Raw genomic sequence first — 18688 nt, forward strand, 5'->3', positions numbered from 1 at the left:
CGCCGGGCTTGCGCAAGGCGACGACCGATGGACGAGGATCCCGACAACGAACCCGACTGACATTGGGTTCATCCACTCCCCCGTCGCGCCACATCATTCAATCAACGCCGCACACGCCCGAGACCTAGTTGGCCGGGCCTCGCGGTTCGACCAGTCCTGACAACATCACAGCCGCACCCCGGAGCTCCGCCCGCACTCACGCCGGCGACCCGCTCCTCAGATCGATCACGGAACACCCATGGGCACTGACCTTTCACATATCCGCAACATCGGCATCTGCGCTCACATCGACGCAGGCAAGACAACCGTTTCCGAGCGCATCCTGTACTACACAGGAAAGAATTACAAGATCGGCGAGGTGCATGAGGGCACCGCCACCATGGACTTCCTGCAGGACGAGCAGGAGCGCGGCATCACGATCCAGTCCGCCGCGACGACCTGCCCGTGGACCCACCAGGGACGCGAATACAAGATCAACCTGATCGACACCCCCGGCCACGTCGACTTCACGATCGAGGTCGAGCGTTCGCTCCGCGTGCTCGACGGCGCGGTCGCCGTCTTCGACGGCAAGGAGGGCGTCGAGGCCCAGTCCGAGACCGTCTGGCGTCAGGCCGATCGCTACCGCGTCCCCCGCCTCTGCTTCATCAACAAGATGGACAAGCTCGGCGCGTCCTTTGATTTCTCGTTTGGCACACTCAAGACCCGCCTCGGCGCCAACGCCATCGCGATCCAGTACCCGATCGGCCAGGGCAACGAGTTCCACGGCATCATCGATCTGATGCGCATGGTCGCGTACTACTTCGAGGGCGACAAGGGCGAGACGATGGTCGAGAAGCCCATCCCCGACGACTACAAAGAGACTGCTGAGAAGTGGCGTCACGAGATGGTCGAGAAGATCTGCGAGCTCGACGACTCCCTCATGGAGAAGTACCTCTCCGACCAGATCCCAACCGAGGCGGAACTGAAGGGCGCACTCCGCAAGGGCATCCGTGATCGCAAGTGCAACGGCGTGCTCTGCGGCGCGGCACTCCGCAACATGGGCGTCCAGGCGCTCCTCGACGCGGTCATCGACTATCTCCCCTCACCCACCGAGCGTGAGGACGTCCAAGGCACGAACCCCCGCGACAAGGATGAGGCGCTCAGCCGTCCCCACGACGACACGGCCCCCTTCTCCGCTCTGGTCTTCAAGGTCGTCTCGGACACCCACGGCGATCTCACCTATATCCGGATCTACTCAGGCAAACTCGCAAAGGGCACACGCCTGCTCAATCCCGGAAACAACAAGAAAGAGAACGCGAGCCGAATCTTCGAGATGCACGCCAACAACCGCATCCCGCTGGATGAAGTCGGCGCGGGCAACATCGTCGCTGTCGTCGGCATCAAGGACTCTTACACCGGCGACACGCTCTGCGACCCCGAGGATCCCATCATCCTCGAGCGCATGACCTTCCCCGAGCCGGTCATCTCCATGTCGATCGAGCCCAAGACGGCAGACGACAAGCGGCGCCTCTCCGAGGCCCTCATGACGATCCGACGTGAGGACCCGTCCTTCCGCTTCACCTACGACGAGGAGACCGCTCAGACAATCATCTCCGGCATGGGCGAGCTCCACCTCGATATCATCCGCACCAAGCTCGTCCGCGACATGAAGATCAGCGTCGAGGTCGGCAAGCCCCGCGTCGCCTACCGCGAGACTGTCACCAAGCGTGTCGAGTACGTGCGCGGCAAGTTCGTCAAGCAGACCGGCGGCCGCGGCCAGTTCGGCGACTGCCAGATCCACTTCGAGCCATACACCGCGGCCCAGGCCAAGGAAGAGGAGCTCGACTTCACCGAGAACGTCGCCGTTGAGATCAAGGTCGTGGGCGGCGCGATCCCCAAGGAGTACGTCCCCTCCGTCGAGCACGGTATCCGACAGACCTGCCTCTCAGGCGTCAAGTTCGGTTACCAGATGATCAACGTGAAGGCGACAATCGTCGACGGCTCGTACCACCCGGTCGACTCGTCTCAGGTCGCGTTCGAGCAGGCAGGACGCCTCGCCGTTCTCGAGGCCACCGAGAAGGCCGGCCCCGTGCTCCTTGAGCCGATCATGAAGGTCGTCATCACCGTTCCCAACGATTACCTCGGAAACGTCACGGGTGACGTCTCCTCGCGCAGAGGCATGATCATCGACACCGAAGACCGAGGCGTCGTCAAGATGGTCACGTGCGAGATCCCGCTCTCCGAACTCTTCGGCTACACGACAACCCTCCGAGGCATGTCCCAGGGCCGCGCTTCGGCGACGATGGAGTTCCTCGAGTACCGCCCGATGCCCGCTGGACTCATGAAGGAGCTCGTCGAGGGCGGCGCGAAGGGTAAGAAGTAACAGCCCACATTGTCCGCATTCAAGTTCAGGGGCCGATCCGAAAGGGTCGGCCCCTTTCATTGCGCTTCATTTGCGGGCCGCACCACGCTACACTGAGCATCTGGTTTGTTTTCGCTCGCGGGGAGGATCGTTCCACGATGGAACGAAGGAGCGAATGAGTGATCACTGAACATTCTTCGGGCCCTACACCGACACGCCTGATGTGCCCGAGTCGTTTCTCACCTCTGGATACGCGCGCCGACGTCGCCGCCGCGGCTCGTGACGACCGCCACCGCCTGCTCTGGTGCAACAACGCGTACGCGCTCACAATCGGCGCAGATCCCGACACCCTCAAGGGTTCCGACATCCGATCACTCTTCGGCACTGCGTTCGCTGACGAGCGCGCGGAGTTGATCGCCCCGACGATCGAATCCGGCTCATTGGTCAATTATGAGCAACTCGTCCGAGGCAGCCGCTACCTGACTCGCATCTTCCCCCTCGACACGAAGGCGTTCGGCCAGCGGGGGTACTTCGTCCTTGCCGAACCGTGCACCAACGCCTCACCACTCGGCGATGGCCACGATCTCATCTCAACGTTGCACGGCGATCTCGGCGAACTCTCCTCGCTGACGCGCCGTGAGCTCGAAGTGTTCCGCCTTCTTGCCGAAGGTCTGACCGGGGTCGAAATAGCCGGCATCCTCCACCGCTCCCCGAAGACGGTCGAGTTCCACACGGCCCGCATCCTCCACACGCTCTCGCTCCGCAGCCGAACCGAACTCGCCAGAATGGCTGCGGAGCGTGGGCTCCTCGGCTTTACCAGAGAGGCGTGGTTCCGGCTTGCCCATGGTTCTGCCCCAAAGTCGAGAAAGGCCCCCTTGAGTGCCCGCAACGGGGCCGAATAACCAGGTAGATCGTGTCTCGTGGAGGGGTTGCCATCGCGTCCGGGGCGGTTAATCTACTGGTCGAACCCCGGAGCATCCCATGCCGCACCGCTACCAAACCGTTCTACTTTTCGGAGCCCCCGGTGCGGGCAAGGGCACACAAGGCAAAATCCTCGGCCAGGTGCCCGGGTTCTATCACCTCTCGTGCGGCGAGGTCTTCCGCACACTCGACCTCACCTCAGAGATCGGCCGCACCTTCATGCAGTACTCGTCCAGGGGCGAGCTCGTCCCGGACGACGTGACGATCAAGATGTGGCAGCAGAACATGCACGCCCGCACCGTGCTGAGCGACTACAAGCCGACCCAGGATCTCCTGGTCCTCGACGGAATCCCGAGAAACGTCCATCAGGCCCAACTGATGGAGAAGCACATCAACGTGCTCCTCATCGTTCACCTCGTCTGCCCCGACAAGGAAGAGATGATCAAACGTCTCCGCCGACGAGCTCTGAAAGAGAACCGCGTCGATGATGCGAAGGAAGAGGTCATTCGCCGCAGATGGGACGTCTACGAGCGGGAGACCTATCCCGTCTTGCAGTACTACAAAGACGATATCGTCCGGGAGGTGAGCGCTGTCGGCTCGCCCGCTCGTGTGCTCCAGCACCTGCTCGAGCATGTCGTGCCCGTCCAGGAGTCACACTTCCGAAACTCCCTCGCGGACGAGGAAATGAAGCCCTGACCTCGGCGCAACAGCCGTCGAAGTGACCCCCGGTGCTCCTTTACTCAGCGTGAGCGTGTTCATACGCTCTCGCCCGATTCTCCATCGCCAGGAGCCCCGAATGACCCGCCGCCGAAACCTCCCACGTCTCGTGACCGCGACAACCCTGCTTCTCCTCGCCGGGTCGGCCGCGCACGCGAGCGACACCCTCATCCGGCTCGCCAGCGGTGAGACGCTCAGGGTCTCGATCATCGAACAGACGGAGACGCACATCCGCTGCTCCCACCCCGTCCTCGGCGAGTTCCTGATTCCGAAAGACCAGGCCACGATCCTCCCTTCGCCCGACGCGCCAACGCCGGAAGCTGCACAGCCCGACGTTCCCGCGCCAGCCGAGGCCCCAACCGAAGATTCAGGCGCACCCGCTGCTGATCCCGAGACAGCACCCGCGCCGAAGCTCTCGTTCTGGAGCGGCTGGAAACGATCGGTTGATCTCGGCGTGATCGGCTCCGACGGAAACTCCGAGACCTTCGGCGCCCGTGCCGCGCTCGGCGCACAGCGGAAGACTGACTACATGGAGACCACCGTCGGGCTCTCATACGTCTACAACACCGACAACGGCGAGAAAACCAAGAGCCGCGGCGAACTCACGGCACGCAACGACTGGCTCTTCGGCAAAGACTCGCGCTGGGGATTCTTCGCAGAGGGCAAGATCGAGTACGACGAGTTCCAGGATTGGGACTGGCGACTCTCCGGGTTCGTCGGCCCCTCGTACGCCTTCATCCGCAACGACAAGACACTCCTCAGAGGACGCGTCGGCGCCGGTGGTTCCTACGAACTCGGCGGCGAAGACAACGGCTTCGAGCCGGAACTCCTCATCGGCCTCGATTTCGAGCACGCCTTCAACGCCCGGAATCGCATCTTCGCCTCCGGCGAGTACCTCCCCAGTCTCTCAAACTTCCCAGACTATCGCGTGAACTCCAAGGCCGGATGGGAGATCATCGTCGACGAGAAGTCGGGCATGAATCTCAAACTCGGCGTTGTTGATCGCTACGACTCTGATCCCGGCGAGGGAATCAAGAAGAACGACATCGAGTACTTCATCACGCTCGGCTGGTCGTTCTGATTCGCAGCATCTCCGCTGCCTGTGCATGAGCACATCGCAGATAGGGCGATCGCCCGACTGCCTCCTCACGCCACTCCATCCGCTGTCACGGGTATACTGAACGAGAGGGCGGGGAGTGTGGGTTCACGGGCTCACGCCCGCCCGCGTGAGAGGATGACAGCCATGATTCGCCAAGCACACCCGAGCCAAACAATGGCCGACGCTGCCACTGCGCAGGATTTCTTCGCCACCCTCGAGCCGCGCACACTCTTCTCCACCGCCGCAGACTTCGCCGGCATCGGCCTCGCGTGGCAACGCACCGGAAGCAACTCACCGACATTCACGCCGTACATCATCGAGGGCACGGTCTCTCCGAACGACGCGGCGACCGGCTCATTCTGGAGAGCCGGAACCACCGGAAGAGTCTCCGACGGCGGCCTCTACTTCAACAGCATCCGACGACTCAACGATGGTCGATACGAGCGGCCCGGCGCGAGTGGCGTCCTGCGTGACTCCTTCGAAGAAACGAACGGCTCCCAGTTCCTCACCCGAGACGGGTTTCCGGTCGGATGGTGGTTCGGAGACTACGGCTCAAACCGAGGGCAAGAGGCCGAGTACCTCATCCAGAGACACGCGGACGGCGTCAATCCCGAAACGAAGCTCGACGGCTCGTGGCGTTTCTCCATGCTCGCCATCAACGGATCAAACGGTGAGACCTCGAACATCAGCGGCACACTCAACATCGACTCCGAGATCGATCGCATCACCTGGACCGGAAACGTCGGCACCGTGCCTCGCACACGCAGCGACATCGACTCGATCTCCAGCCGGGGCCTGATCGTCACAGACCAGGGCGAATACTTCTACCTTTCCGCCGATGCCAACACGCTCGTCTTCGCGGACATGCGCACCAGCGACAATCTCGTCTATATCGGCATCGCGATCAGAACACCCGCCGAGATCAGCACCAGCGACCTCCACGGCAACTACCTGCTCGCTTGGACCCTCGGCGGCAATGTCTCCTCGAACGGAAGCGTCCAGTACCTCCAGCGTGCGCTCACACTCGAACCCGACGGCGATTACAAGATCTACGATCTCGACGAATACGACGATGGAAAGCGCAACGTCCTCGAACGCGGGTTCTGGCGCATCGACAGCGGGAACCTCGTCCTCGAACGACGCGGCACAAGCACCACCTTCTACTACAGGTTCAGAATCGGAACCGGCGGTGACACCCTCATCGGGCTCTCGATCCTGAGCGGCACATCTCTCACCGCCATCGGCGGCATCGCCTCACGCGACACCTCAAACCTCCCGCCGCCTCCCACGCCCGTGATCTCCATCCCCAGCATGGACTCGCTCGGCCGCCCCGTCGTCTTCACCTCGCGCACCGACCAGGCCTGGTACGTCGCCGACATCGTTGCCAAGTCCGGAGGTCCGACACCGACGGGCGAACTCAAGGTCTGGATCGATCCGAAGAACAGCCGCCCATACGCCGCGGCAACCTCCGCAAGCGGCCTCGTCCTCTACAGCGAACTCTCAAACGGCCAGTGGACATACCGCCTGCTCGCAAACGATCTCTCGAACGGACCAGCGCTCACGCGGTCTCTGACGTACCTCATCACGCCTTCCGGACAGGTCAACCTCTTCGGCCTGAATGACCAGGGCCAGGTCATCCGCTACTGGCAGAACGGAAACACGAACAGTTCCGGCGCTTACCTCTATTCCGCGAGCAACCTCTCCGCGAATCAACTCGAACCCAGATCACTCCCAACACCGGCCTACACAGGCGGGCTCGAGGCATACACAACACCATGGGGCGGGCTCAACGTCGCAGGAATCGACACAACCGGACGCATCTGGACGGTCTGGTGGGCTCCGGGCCAGACACGCTGGTTTGTCTCCAATCTGAGCGCAATCGCCAAGACTGCCCCACTCTCGGGCGACATCACCGCCTTCGTCTCCCCGTGGAACGGAATCAACATCGTCGGCGTCAACTCGCTCGGCCAGCTGGTCTCGACGTGGTGGTCACCCGGCTCGGGCGGCACATGGAAGCGAGCAAACTTCACGAGCAGCACGCTCGGCCCCACTGTGAGCAACACAACGCTGAGCGGCTTCTACATCAGCCCCACGCAAGGACTCAACATCGCCGCCCTCGACGCCACAACCGGAGATGTCATCCTCTACTGGTGGAACGTCTCACGCACAGGTCTCGGGTGGACATACACAAACCTCACATCCGCGACCAACGCGACCGGTGCCGGGCGCATCGCCGATTCACTCCATGGCTTGGAGGGCTCGGACGGCTCCGTGAACGTCTTCGGTCGAAACGCCGGCGCATCGACGCTCCGCTACTCCGTCAACGGGTCGATCACCGGCTCATGGCAGATCCAGAACCTCAGCTCGATCTCGACCGTCGAGTAATCCCGAACGGATGCCCGCTCGACACACGGACGGTCATCGCTCGTCTTGTGCGGCTCCCGCGATATGGCCGATATGGTTGATCCTCAACGGGATGACCCGTTTCTCCCGTTGATCCCGAAAGGACCTTGACCATGCCCGGCCATGCTGAACCCCAGGAGCCAACCACCTCGTCACAGGGCTCAGCCACTGCCGGAGATGCACAAGACCGACGCCCGACGGCATCCGAAGCGATTCGACTCGGCGTCGGCGGCATGATGATGGGGCTCGCCAACCTCGTACCCGGTATCTCCGGTGGGACGATGCTCGTCGCAGTCGGCGTCTACCGAAACTTCATCGACGCCGTGGCGAGTGTCTCAAGAGGGCGGCTTACTCAGCGTGTCGTGTTGACGCTGGGCATCGTCGCAACGATGGCGATCATCTCGATCGGCGCATTCGCCTCGCTGATCGCGTTCAGTCTGAGCACCTTTCGCTGGGGCATGTACAGCATGTTCATAGGACTCACACTCGGCGGAGCGCCCCTGCTGATCAGACTCACACGCCCATGGAACACGGCCGCGTGGATAGGGCTCATCCTCGGCCTCACTTCCATGATCGCACTCGTGTGGATCCAGGCCGGGGAACCCGCAGCAAACGCATCAACATCCAGCGGCGTGCTCATGCTCGTGCTCGCCTCCGCGGCTGGCGCAAGCGCAATGATCCTCCCAGGCGTCAGCGGCGCGTACCTGCTCCTCCTGCTCGGTCAGTACGACCAGATCATCACGGCTGTCAAGGACTTCATCAGTGCGGGTCTGAAGGGCGACATCTCAGGCGTCATGGCGCAGATGAACGTCCTGATCCCGGTCGGCATCGGCGTGCTCTTCGGGATTGTTGCCGTCTCAAACATCTTGAAAATCCTGCTCGCCAAGGCCGAGCGTGCCACACTCGGATTCTTGCTCGGCCTGTTGCTCGCCGCCCCCGCCGGGCTCTACCCGTTCCAAGAGGGCGTGCCGCCGAAGGTCGGTGAAGTCTTCAAGGGCGAGGCCGTCACGGAAGCAAACGTCGAGACATTCGCAGCGCCCGCCTACGCCAAGAACTGGACACTTCGGACATTCAAGCCCGCACCCACGCAGATCACTGGCAGCGTCGCGCTGGTCGGCCTTGGCTTCGCGATGACCATGGCCCTGACGCTCCTCGACCGCAAGAAGCATTGACGTGCTTCGCGGCACGATCCAGCGCGCAACCAATGGGCGCAACAGGACTCGAAGAACCCCAAGATTCACGCGGAAAAGCGATGGCTCGGACGTCCGGCGGCGCAGAATCCGGCGCACTTGGACCCGATTCCGCCCCGTCCAGCCCCGAGAGACACCCCGACGCCCATCGTGCGGCACGCTCGACCGGCTCCACCCCGCACGCCCGAGACCACGCCCCAAGGATCCCCGCTGGCGCGTCCGACGCCCCCGCCCCAGCCGCTGACACCCTCCGCCAGTTCGACGCCCACCGGCCCGACTCCACGCTCGCCCCTTCAACCCCCACCGACCCGGACCTCGCCCGCGTGGTCGGAGCGTGGGCCGACCTCCCCCCCGCACTCCGCGCTGGCATCCTGGCGATGATCGAAGCGGCTCGCCTGAACTGAAGGGAATCCCTGCCCAATGTTCCAGTCTGATACTCGGGCAAGGCAGCGCTGCAACGCGCGCACACGCCCCACACCAGCGAGCTCGCGCGTTTGCGCTTGCGCAAGAAGCAGCACCCAATGCACGCACAGACCCAACGGGTCGCGACACCCTACCATCCAGTTGACTTGCTCTGGCCTGACTTCCACTCGGCTCCGTTTGGTGCGGTCTGATTATCGGCTAGACTGTCTTCCGGAGCATGCTGAAACGAACCCTTACCGAGACCGAGATCTGCGACCAGTTCATCACCCCCGCCCTCGTCAAGGCGGGCTGGGAACACGGGGTGCAGATCCGCCGCGAGTACACGTTCACCGATGGCCAGGTCATCGTCCGCGGCAAGCTGGCCAAACGCGGCGACCGCAAACGGGCCGACTACATCCTCCAACACCACGCCCGAATCCCCTTGGCCGTCATCGAAGCCAAGGACAACACCCACTCCGTCGGTTCGGGACTCCAGCAGGCCCTGGCCTACGCCAAGGCCCTCGACATCCCCTTCGCGTTTAGTTCCAACGGGGACGCTTTCGTCTTTCACGACCGAACCGGACTCTCCAACCCGGTCGAGCGCCAGATCTCCCTGAGCGAGTTCCCCACCCCCGACGAGTTGTGGGCGAGATACCGGGCTTGGAAGGGCATCACCGACGACGCCGAACGCCTCGTCCGCCACCCCTTCCACGACGACGGCACCGGCAAGGAGCCCCGGTACTACCAGCGCATCGCCATCCAGCGGACCATCGAAGCCATCGCGAACCAGAGCCGGCGCGTCCTCCTCGTCATGGCAACCGGCACCGGCAAGACCTACACCGCGTTCCAGATCATCTGGCGGCTCTGGAAGGCCGGACGGGTGAAGCGTGTCCTCTTCCTCGCGGACCGCAACATCCTCGTTGACCAGACCAAGACCAAGGACTTTAAGCCCTTCGGTCAGGTGATGACGAAGGTCCAGAATCGGACCATCGACAAGTCCTTCGAGATCTACCTCGCCCTCTACCAGGCCGTCAGCGGCACCGAAGAGGCCCAGAACGTCTACAAGGAGTTCTCGCGCGACTTCTTCGACCTCATCGTGATCGACGAGTGCCACCGCGGTTCCGCCCGCGAGGACTCCGCCTGGCGGGAGATCCTCGACTACTTCCACCCCGCCATCCATCTGGGACTGACAGCCACTCCCAAGGAGACCAACGAAGTCTCCACGCTCACCTACTTCGGAGAGCCCGTCTACACCTACTCGCTGAAGGAAGGCATCGCCGACGGCTTCCTCGCGCCGTACAAGGTCATCCGAATCGATCTTGACCGCGACCTTCAGGGCTGGCGCCCGCCCAAAGGCATGCTCGACGACACCGGCCAGTTGATCGAGGACCGGATCTACAACCTCAAGGACATGGACCGCGCCCTCGTCCTGAACGCCCGCACCCGCGTCGTCGCCCGAAAGATCTGTGACTACCTCGCCGAGACCGACCCCTACGGCAAGACCATTGTTTTCTGCGAGGACATCGACCACGCCGAGCGCATGCGCTCCGCCCTCGTCAACGAGATCGGCGAGCGAATGCCCGAGGAACGGGACAACCTCCATCGCTTCGTCATGCGCATCACCGGCGACAACGACGAGGGCAAGCGAGCCCTCGACGACTTCATCCACCCGGAGAAGCGCTACCCCGTCATCGCCACGACCTCGAAGCTCCTCACCACCGGCGTCGATGCCCAGACCTGTCGCCTCATCGTCATCGACCAGACCATCGAGTCCATGATCGAGTTCAAGCAGATCATCGGCCGCGGCACGCGCATCCACGAGGACACCAACAAGCTCTGGTTCACCATCATGGACTTCAAGAAGGCGACAGAGCTTTTCGCCGACCCGGACTTCGACGGTGATCCCATCGTCATCATCGACGAGAATGGCGAACGGCCCCCGCGCGGCCGCGGCCCCGGCTCGGACGAGGGCGAGCCCGGCGAAGACGAGGACCTCACCGATAGCGAACTCGATGGGGACGACGGTGAAGGCGAAGGCCGCGTGAAGTACATCGTCAGCGGCGTGGCGGTCGCTGTCCTGGCCGAGCGCGTCCAGTACTACGGCCCCGACGGCCGCCTCATCACCGAGTCCATCACCGACTACACACGCTCCGCCGTCAATCGCAACTTCGAGTCCATGCACGACTTCCTCAACCGCTGGACCAGCGCGGAGAAGAAGCAGGCGATCGTCGATGAACTCGCTGAGAAGGGCGTCCTGTTCCACGAGCTTCAGAAACTCGTGGGCGAGGGCTACGACCCCTTCGATCTGATCTGCCGCGTGGTCTACGACCGTCCCGCCCTGACCCGCAAGGAACGCGCTATGCAGGTCCGAAAGCGGGACGTCTTCACCAAGTACGGCGAGCAGGCCCGTGCCGTCCTCAACGCCCTGCTCGACAAGTACGCCGACGAGGGCGTCTTCCCCGAGGACATAGCGGTCCTCAGGAACATCCCGTTCAACGAGATCGGCACCCCGCTGGAGATCATCCAGCAGTTCGGCGGCAAGGACGGCTTCCTCGCCGCCATCAAGGAACTCGAGCGCGAGCTCTATCGCGACGCCGGATAGCCGGTCCTCCCGCCGGTCGCTCCCCTCCCCACTCCCCTCGCCACCACACCCCCCGGAAGCCCCATGTCCCTCAGCACCAGCATCAAGTCGATTCAAGACGCCATGCGAACCGACGTCGGCGTCGATGGCGACGCCCAGCGCATCGGCCAGTTGGTCTGGCTCTTGTTCCTCAAGATCTGGGACGATCGCGAGCGCGAATCCGAAGCCCTCGACAGCGACTTCGTCTCCCCTCTTCTCAAGGTCCGCTGGACGGACACGTCCGGCTCCACCCGCACCGCCCCCGATCTGCGCTGGCGCACCTGGGCCGCCGATCCCGAGGGCGAGACCGGCGACAAACTCCTCACCTTCGTCAACGAGACCCTCTTCCCTGCCCTCAAGAACCTGGACATCGGGCCAAACTCCAGCGATCCCGCCAAGGCCGCCCTCCGCCGCCGCCGCGCGCTCATCCGGTCCGTCTTCGAAGACGCCTACCAGTACATGAAGTCCGGCACCGTCCTTCGCCAGGTCGTCAACAAGGTCCACGAATCGGTGGACTTCAACAGCAGCAAGTCCCGCCACCTCTTCGGCGAGATCTACGAGCAGATACTGAAAGACCTTCAGGGCGCCGGCAACGCGGGCGAGTATTACACCCCTCGCGCCGTCACGCAGTTCGCCGTTGACATGGTCGATCCCAAGCTCGGCGAGATCATCCTCGACCCCGCCTGCGGCACGGGCGGCTTCCTCGCCTGCGCCATCGAGCACATCCGCTCGAAGCAGGTCCGCACGCCCGAGGACGAGGCGACGCTCCAGTCCTGCATCCGAGGAGTCGAGAAGAAACCACTCCCCCACCTTCTCTGCACCACGAACATGATCGTCCACGGCATCGATGTCCCAACGGGCATCCTTCGCGACAACACCCTCGAGCGTCCCCTCAGAGACATCACCCTCAAAGACCGCGTCGATGTCATCATCACCAATCCCCCCTTCGGCGGCATGGAAGAGCCCGGCATCGAGCAGAACTTCCCCGCCGACTTCCGCACCCGCGAGACCGCCGACCTCTTCCTGGTCCTCATCATGGAACTGCTCAAGGACGGGGGCCGGGCCGCAGTGGTCCTGCCCGACGGCACGCTGTTCGGCGAGGGCGTCAAGACGCGCCTGAAGGAACGCCTGCTCAAGGAGTGCGACCTGCACACCATCGTCCGCCTGCCCAAGGGCGTCTTCGCGCCCTACACCCCCATCAACACCAATGTGCTGTTCTTCACCAAGGGCCGCCCCACCAAGGCCGTGTGGTACTACGAACATCCTTACCCCGACGGATACAAGTCCTACTCCAAGACCAAGCCCATGCGGATCGAAGAGTTTGAGCCGGAGAAGGCGTGGTGGACCAAGCGGACCGAGACCGAGCGGGCCTGGAAGGTGTCGATCGAGGACATCAAGGCCCGCGGCTACAACCTGGACATCAAGAACCCCAACGCGCCCGAAGCAAGCCACGACGACCCGGACGAACTGCTGGCCCAGTACCACGCCGCCCGGGAGCAAGCCGACGCCATCCGGGAACGCCTGCGAAGCATCCTCGCAGAGTCGCTGGAGAAGTCTCTATGAATCGGGAGGCCCTACTTGAATCGCTAGCCATGATCGGAGAATCAACCGACGGAATTGCGCGACTCCGTAAACTCGCTATCAAACTTGCTGTTCAGGGTGTGCTTGTCCCTCAAGATCTCTCCGAAGGGCACGGCAATGATGTTCTCAAGACGGTTGATCCATCAAAAGATCGTAGACTTCGGCCAAAGCAAATCCGAGATCCTAAACCATTACCATCGCTGTCCACCGAGGAGATTCCTGACCGACTCCCACGCAACTGGGCCGTCACTCGACTCGGACTTGTGACCCAACTCCAGTATGGTGACGGCATAGACAAGTCTGAACGCGACGATAATGGCTCTGTCCCAGTGATGGGGTCTAATGGTGTCCTTGGGTATCACAGCGAAGCACTTGTTCCAGGACCAGTTATCGTTGTCGGTCGCAAAGGCTCTGCAGGGGCTCTAACGCTCCAAGAGACCGAATGCTGGCCGAGCGATGTAACCTATTTCGTTCATGCACCAGATGGTATAGAGATCAGATACTGGCTACTTACTCTCGAGAATCTAGATCTTCCTAGTCTCTCAAATGGCATCAAGCCCGGCCTGAATCGGGAAGCGGCTCACATGTTGCCGGTCGCAATCCCTCCCCTCGCCGAGCAGCGCCGCATCGTCGCGAAGGTGGACGAGTTGATGGGGCTGCTCGACGAGTTGGAGCGAGCGCGGGACTGGCGCGAGGCGCGGCGGGCGGCCTTCCGCGACTCGGCCCTCGCGGCCCTGCAGAACGCCGAGGACGCCCAAGCCGCCCACGCCGCGTGGACCCGCATCGCCACCAACCTGGCCGACTGCCTGACCGACCCCGCCGACATCGCCCCCCTCCGCCAGACCATCCTCCAACTGGCCGTCCGCGGCCGGCTGGTGCCGCAGGATCCCGGGGATGATCCCGTCGAGAACCTCACTGCTTCCGCTGCGAAAGAACTCAAAGCAATAAACGCTCAGAAGCGGACTAAGACGGTTGCCGATCGGCCCGAGTACGAACGCGATGATCCATTACCAAACGGCTGGGCTTGGGTTGCTCTCCAGCAGATTGCACAGTTCATCGACTATCGCGGGAAAACTCCGAAGAAGACGAAGTCCGGCGTCCGTCTCTACACCGCAAAGAATATTCGCCCAGGTCGGATAGTCTCTGAACCTGCTGAGTTTGTATCTCCAGCGACTTACAAGACTTGGATGACTCGCGGGTTTCCGATCCGCGGCGACGTCTTGTTTACCACAGAAGCACCCATGGGCAATGCGGCAGTGATTGACGAGACAGTCGAACCTGTTTTTGCACTTGCCCAGCGGACAATTTGCATTCATCCCGTTGGCGGCATGGACGGCAGGTACCTCATGAACATGATGCTGTCGCCCTGGTTCAGGGCTGAACTTGCCTCCCGGGCGACTGGGATGACCGCGACAGGAATCAAGGCAGCCAAACTCCGCTTAATTCGCGTACCAGTTCCACCCGTGGCCGAGCAACACCGCATCGTCGCCAAAGTTGATGAGTTGATGGCGGTCTGCGACGAACTCGAACAGCAACTGGCCGAGGCCAAGGCCCATCAGTCCGCCTTCGCTGCCGCGGCGGTGCATTACCTGGAGATCTGACCATGCCACGCATCCCAGCCGAGCGGGCAGGCGAGCCACTAAGCGTCAAGGGGGCCAAGGTCGAGTTCTCCTACTTCCCAACCGTGAACACCAGCCGGCGGGACAAACTCCAGACCAAAGTCTTCACCACCGACGCATGGTCGATCATCCATTCGACCGTGCGGCGGGTCCGCCCAATCAAACGGGCAAAGAGCGCCGTCGCGTTCGCCGAGCAGGCCGAAGAGTTCTACCAGGCCGCCACGGCCGCGACGACGACCCGGGCAAGGCCGCTACTGCTCTACTACGCATTCCTGAATCTGACCAAGGCTCTTTGCCTTGTCCAAGGGAATGAGTCGGTCATCGGCAGCGCTCAGCACGGCATATCGGAGAAGGCCAAGAACGGCGTCACAATCCGCAACGCCGCAATGTCGGCACACCCCACCAACGCCAAAGTCGTCAACATGATTGATGAGTTCCGGGCGGCTTTGGGACTGGACCGTCTCAAGGATGGCTCCAAGTACCGCGTGCGCGACCTGGCAGCGGGATCTCTTGTCGGCCACCGCCTCTGGTGCACGGCCGACGACCGCAACGACCGCTTCTTCCGACTCAATCCGGTCGAGTTCCGCCACGATGCCAAGAACAAGCAGATCTGGATGCGTGCCTGGATGAAGAAGAGTGCCGCCACCCACGCGGGCGCGACACTTGCCGAGGTGAGCAAGCGCGGTTTCAACGGCCAGTGGCGTCAGGTCAAACCCACCAATCTGTCCGAATCCGACGACACCGTGCTCTGGGAGCAGATCACTCCCACGACCTACACGGGCCGACCGACCGACGCACTGGCAGCCCTCGCTCAACAGGCCCGCTCGGTCCTCCACCGATCGATGCGGGTCTCGGAGCCGTTCCGGGTCTACTACGTCTATGTTCCCCCCAAGCGGTTCAAGGCCCATCATCAGATGGAAGCCCGCTACGCGCTCATCTACTACCTCGGATCCGTGACGCGGTATCACCCGGCCGACTTCGACGCCATGATGTCGAGCGAGTTCGGCCCGTTCCTGAGCGAGTTCTTGGCATCCGAACCGGGGCAGTTCCTGTTTGAGATGGCGTCGCTGTTCGCCGGTCGCGAGATCGTCAGCGTCGGCTTGGCATAACGGAAGTACTGGATGTCGTGGGCTACGCGGGGCAACTGGCCAACAACGTACACAGCCCCTGCTGCTGCAGTGCATCAGCGACCCGGCGAGCAACCATGAGGAAGGCGACATGTTTGAGGTAGTTCTCTCCATCCTCGCCGCGGCCTTTGCCGCTTGGGGTCTCCTGGGACCCAAGTACACGGAGAAGATCCGGGCGAAGATGCGCCTCCGCCCGGGCTGGCTCATTGCGCTCGGCCTTACGGCCCTGGGGCTGACCGTGGTTCATCCGTTCGTGCATGCCGCCATCGATCCCGCGTGCCAGTCTTGGCGAGACTGGGCGCTCGCCATGGGACAGCTTCTCGTCGTCGTGTGCTTTGGTCTGGCATCGTGGCTCGTTTGGCCCCTCGGTAAATGGACCGAGGCCGAGATTCAGTCGTTCCACCAGCGGGTGGAGTCGCTCATCCTCACCGGCCGGGCCGACATCGTGGTCGATGTCCTGGATGCGGCGTTTCCCGACCTCCCCCCACGCGCGGCCGAACACGATCCGGCGAGAACGCCAACCGAGTTCGAAGAGGCATACGACGCGGTGCTGGAGGACGCCCTCGTTCACGTCGAGTTCATCCGCGCCGCCGCCCGACACAAACGCTCCTTTCTGGCGCGGCTCTTCACCCATGAGTCCCGTGCCGGGCTGAACGCTTCCGCCCGAATCCTGCATGAGTTGATGTTCGGGCCGGATCGGCTATTGCCCCTCGAACTATCGGCCACCACCAACTTCTCCGATCGCGACGATCCACGACACCACTACTGGATTCCAGAGCGCTGCATCATCCTCCATGCACTGTTCGACAACATCATCGTCGCTGATCGGCTGAAGGCTTGGCAACCAATCGGCAACGGCGTCATGAATCACCTCGCATCCATGGCAGGCAAGAGCAGTGCCGATCCTGACCAGCGAACCTTCTCAGATCAGTACGAGGCGGTTCGCTGGACATCGCCTGTTGGTGCGGGCATCTGGTTCTTCCGTGTCATGGCTTCGAGTGCAGCGACTCAGAACCACATCGACCACATGTCGATCGAGTACCTCTCGCACTTTGTTGACGAGATCGAGCCAATGGTGGAGATTCCCGCGAAGTCGAACGCTAACGAGTTCGCCAATCCGTATTGCTACTGGATTTATGACTGCTTGCAATGCTGCTCCGACGTCGTCACCGCAAGCGCTCGTTTGGCCGACTCCCAGGCCGCACATACTGCACTTGATCCCGACGACGAAGAGACGCACACGACACTGAAGGGCGCGATCTACACCTTGGGGCTGTGCTTAGCGGCCGTCGTCAAGTCGAGCCGATTGCCGGAGCGATTGAAGATGGGATGCACAGGGGCACTCTGCATGCACTTCACGGCGTGGTGCAGCAAGAAGTATCCGAATGGCATGGAAGAGCTCGCGCTTCGGATACTGATCGCAGGCATGTCGCGCGAAGAGCGTGATCATGTTGCGCACTATGTCGGCAGAATCGCACTCGACAACCCGCATCTGCCATCGCATGAGCGGTTGCGTGCACATCTGGTGGGCGATGGTCCGGAATAGCCGCCATCGTGTCGATGTCCAATACGTCTCGTGCCATGCAGGAGATCGCCATGCCAGTCACGATCGATCGCGAGAAGCACGGATGGGCAATAGACATCATCAGCAAGCACTTCAGGTACGGGCTGGCAGAGATCTGCGGCACGAAGTTCCTCGCCGATCGCTACCGCGCGTTTGTTCGCCGCGAGGATCCGATCTATGCAACGCTTCTCAACGGGATGGACGACGAGCCACTGGCCCGAACGTTCGTCAGCTACTGGACAATCGCCCACACGATGGCGACACAGAGTCGTTTCTGGCTTGAGCGGGCGGTTGCAGAGATCCTGCTGCATCAGGTGCGTGAGAAGCAGCGCGACCTTTCCGCGCTGTACTCCCAGGCAATGCTGAGCCGTGGGGATCTGTCCAAGGGCGTGCCGATTGCGACCCTCGGCGAGGAGTACCTTGAGACGGCGGACAGTTCTCGTGCGTGGGTCGTGCAGCTCCAGCAATCCGCGTTGCGTGAGATCGACGTGATCATCGGCGAGCAGGAGCGAGACAGACGATGGAAAGAGCGAAGACCGCCCCAACCTCGTGATTGGGACAATCCCTCGATGCACACCGCCATCGAGTCCGATCATCTCTGCATGATGCGTATCTGCGAGTCCTTCAAGGGGCCACCCTTTCAGGATGTAGCTATCCAGTGCAATCTGCTCGTCATCGAGCCGGACACCCTCGACGGAGGCCCGCACGCATGGGCGTTCCGGTTCGTGAATCCCAAGACCATCGCGAGCCATGCGACGAGAAAGCAGGAGCGAGTGAACATGCTGCGCCTCTACGCCTATCTCGTACAAGAGAAGATCCTGCGCGACCCTTCATCGCTCCGAGTGGCGGTCGCTGCCCTCGTTCCGCGGAGTGCGGACTCAGGGTGGCAGGACCAGCATCCCGACTATTTCTCGACGGCGACCTACTGGTCAACGCAGCGTCTCTGGAAGTTTATCGGCGTGCCGTATGACGCTGTCACCACAGCGATCGAGAACATCGCGGGCGAGTTCAGAGATCAACTGCGAATGGGGCTTCGCGCCCTTTTGCCCGAGACAGATTCCAAGCAGACCTGAGGCATGCTCGACCAAGCCATTGCACACCGCT

The 18688-nt window shown here is 62.3% G+C and carries 13 protein-coding genes; all 13 read left to right on the plus strand.

Annotated features, from left to right (window positions below; genetic code table 11):
• The first annotated feature begins 238 nt into the window (after positions 1-238).
• Positions 239-2362 (plus strand): elongation factor G, encoded by a 2124-nt coding sequence (gene fusA, locus KF838_05980; GenBank protein QYK49397.1) that lies wholly within the window; start codon positions 239-241, stop codon positions 2360-2362.
• Between the two features lie 158 nt (positions 2363-2520).
• On the plus strand, positions 2521-3243 hold the full coding sequence (locus KF838_05985; protein ID QYK49398.1) for a helix-turn-helix transcriptional regulator: 723 nt from the start codon (positions 2521-2523) through the stop codon (positions 3241-3243).
• Positions 3244-3322: 79 nt separating this feature from the next.
• Entirely contained in the window at positions 3323-3958 is a 636-nt protein-coding gene (locus KF838_05990) for a nucleoside monophosphate kinase (GenBank protein QYK49399.1), read from the plus strand.
• A 100-nt stretch (positions 3959-4058) separates the two neighbouring features.
• Positions 4059-5060, plus strand: coding sequence for a DUF481 domain-containing protein (locus tag KF838_05995; GenBank protein ID QYK49400.1), 1002 nt, complete (start codon positions 4059-4061; stop codon positions 5058-5060).
• A gap of 192 nt (positions 5061-5252) precedes the next feature.
• On the plus strand, positions 5253-7463 hold the full coding sequence (locus tag KF838_06000; protein ID QYK49401.1) for a hypothetical protein: 2211 nt from the start codon (positions 5253-5255) through the stop codon (positions 7461-7463).
• A gap of 131 nt (positions 7464-7594) precedes the next feature.
• Positions 7595-8653: a DUF368 domain-containing protein gene (locus tag KF838_06005; protein QYK49402.1), complete on the plus strand. Its 1059-nt coding sequence runs from the start codon at positions 7595-7597 to the stop codon at positions 8651-8653.
• An 80-nt stretch (positions 8654-8733) separates the two neighbouring features.
• Entirely contained in the window at positions 8734-9075 is a 342-nt protein-coding gene (locus KF838_06010) for a hypothetical protein (GenBank protein ID QYK49403.1), read from the plus strand.
• 236 nt (positions 9076-9311) lie between these two features.
• The gene (locus KF838_06015) at positions 9312-11675 is read left to right on the plus strand and encodes a DEAD/DEAH box helicase family protein (GenBank protein ID QYK49404.1); all 2364 of its coding nucleotides are present in this window, start codon (positions 9312-9314) and stop codon (positions 11673-11675) included.
• Positions 11676-11738: 63 nt separating this feature from the next.
• A complete protein-coding gene (locus KF838_06020) occupies positions 11739-13256 on the plus strand; it encodes an N-6 DNA methylase (GenBank protein ID QYK49405.1) in 1518 nt (505 codons plus the stop codon).
• Positions 13253-14875: a restriction endonuclease subunit S gene (locus tag KF838_06025; protein QYK49406.1), complete on the plus strand. Its 1623-nt coding sequence runs from the start codon at positions 13253-13255 to the stop codon at positions 14873-14875. Before KF838_06020 ends, KF838_06025 begins: the two co-directional genes overlap by 4 nt.
• 2 nt (positions 14876-14877) lie before the next feature.
• Positions 14878-16002 carry a hypothetical protein gene (locus KF838_06030; GenBank protein QYK49407.1) on the plus strand — a complete coding sequence of 375 codons (1125 nt, stop codon included), beginning with the start codon at positions 14878-14880 and terminating at the stop codon, positions 16000-16002.
• 109 nt (positions 16003-16111) lie between these two features.
• Positions 16112-17566 carry a hypothetical protein gene (locus KF838_06035; GenBank protein ID QYK49408.1) on the plus strand — a complete coding sequence of 485 codons (1455 nt, stop codon included), beginning with the start codon at positions 16112-16114 and terminating at the stop codon, positions 17564-17566.
• 50 nt (positions 17567-17616) lie between these two features.
• Complete coding sequence (locus KF838_06040) at positions 17617-18657, plus strand: hypothetical protein (GenBank protein QYK49409.1); 1041 nt, start codon at positions 17617-17619, stop codon at positions 18655-18657.
• Positions 18658-18688 lie beyond the last annotated feature (31 nt).

It is taken from the genome of Phycisphaeraceae bacterium (assembly GCA_019454185.1).
In the GTDB taxonomy this organism is placed as follows: Bacteria; Planctomycetota; Phycisphaerae; order Phycisphaerales; family UBA1924; genus JAHBWV01.

Bases quoted from the DNA above. Each gene is read 5' to 3' on its own strand.
- KF838_06000 (QYK49401.1), top strand. From the start codon at position 5,253: ATGGCCGACGCTGCCACTGCGCAGGATTTCTTCGCCACCCTCGAGCCG.
- KF838_06025 (QYK49406.1), top strand. From the start codon at position 13,253: ATGAATCGGGAGGCCCTACTTGAATCGCTAGCCATGATCGGAGAATCA.
- KF838_05995 (QYK49400.1), top strand. From the start codon at position 4,059: ATGACCCGCCGCCGAAACCTCCCACGTCTCGTGACCGCGACAACCCTG.
- KF838_06005 (QYK49402.1), top strand. From the start codon at position 7,595: ATGCCCGGCCATGCTGAACCCCAGGAGCCAACCACCTCGTCACAGGGC.
- KF838_06030 (QYK49407.1), top strand. From the start codon at position 14,878: ATGCCACGCATCCCAGCCGAGCGGGCAGGCGAGCCACTAAGCGTCAAG.
- KF838_06020 (QYK49405.1), top strand. From the start codon at position 11,739: ATGTCCCTCAGCACCAGCATCAAGTCGATTCAAGACGCCATGCGAACC.
- KF838_06015 (QYK49404.1), top strand. From the start codon at position 9,312: ATGCTGAAACGAACCCTTACCGAGACCGAGATCTGCGACCAGTTCATC.
- fusA (QYK49397.1), top strand. From the start codon at position 239: ATGGGCACTGACCTTTCACATATCCGCAACATCGGCATCTGCGCTCAC.
- KF838_06035 (QYK49408.1), top strand. From the start codon at position 16,112: ATGTTTGAGGTAGTTCTCTCCATCCTCGCCGCGGCCTTTGCCGCTTGG.
- KF838_05990 (QYK49399.1), top strand. From the start codon at position 3,323: ATGCCGCACCGCTACCAAACCGTTCTACTTTTCGGAGCCCCCGGTGCG.
- KF838_06010 (QYK49403.1), top strand. From the start codon at position 8,734: ATGGCTCGGACGTCCGGCGGCGCAGAATCCGGCGCACTTGGACCCGAT.
- KF838_06040 (QYK49409.1), top strand. From the start codon at position 17,617: ATGCCAGTCACGATCGATCGCGAGAAGCACGGATGGGCAATAGACATC.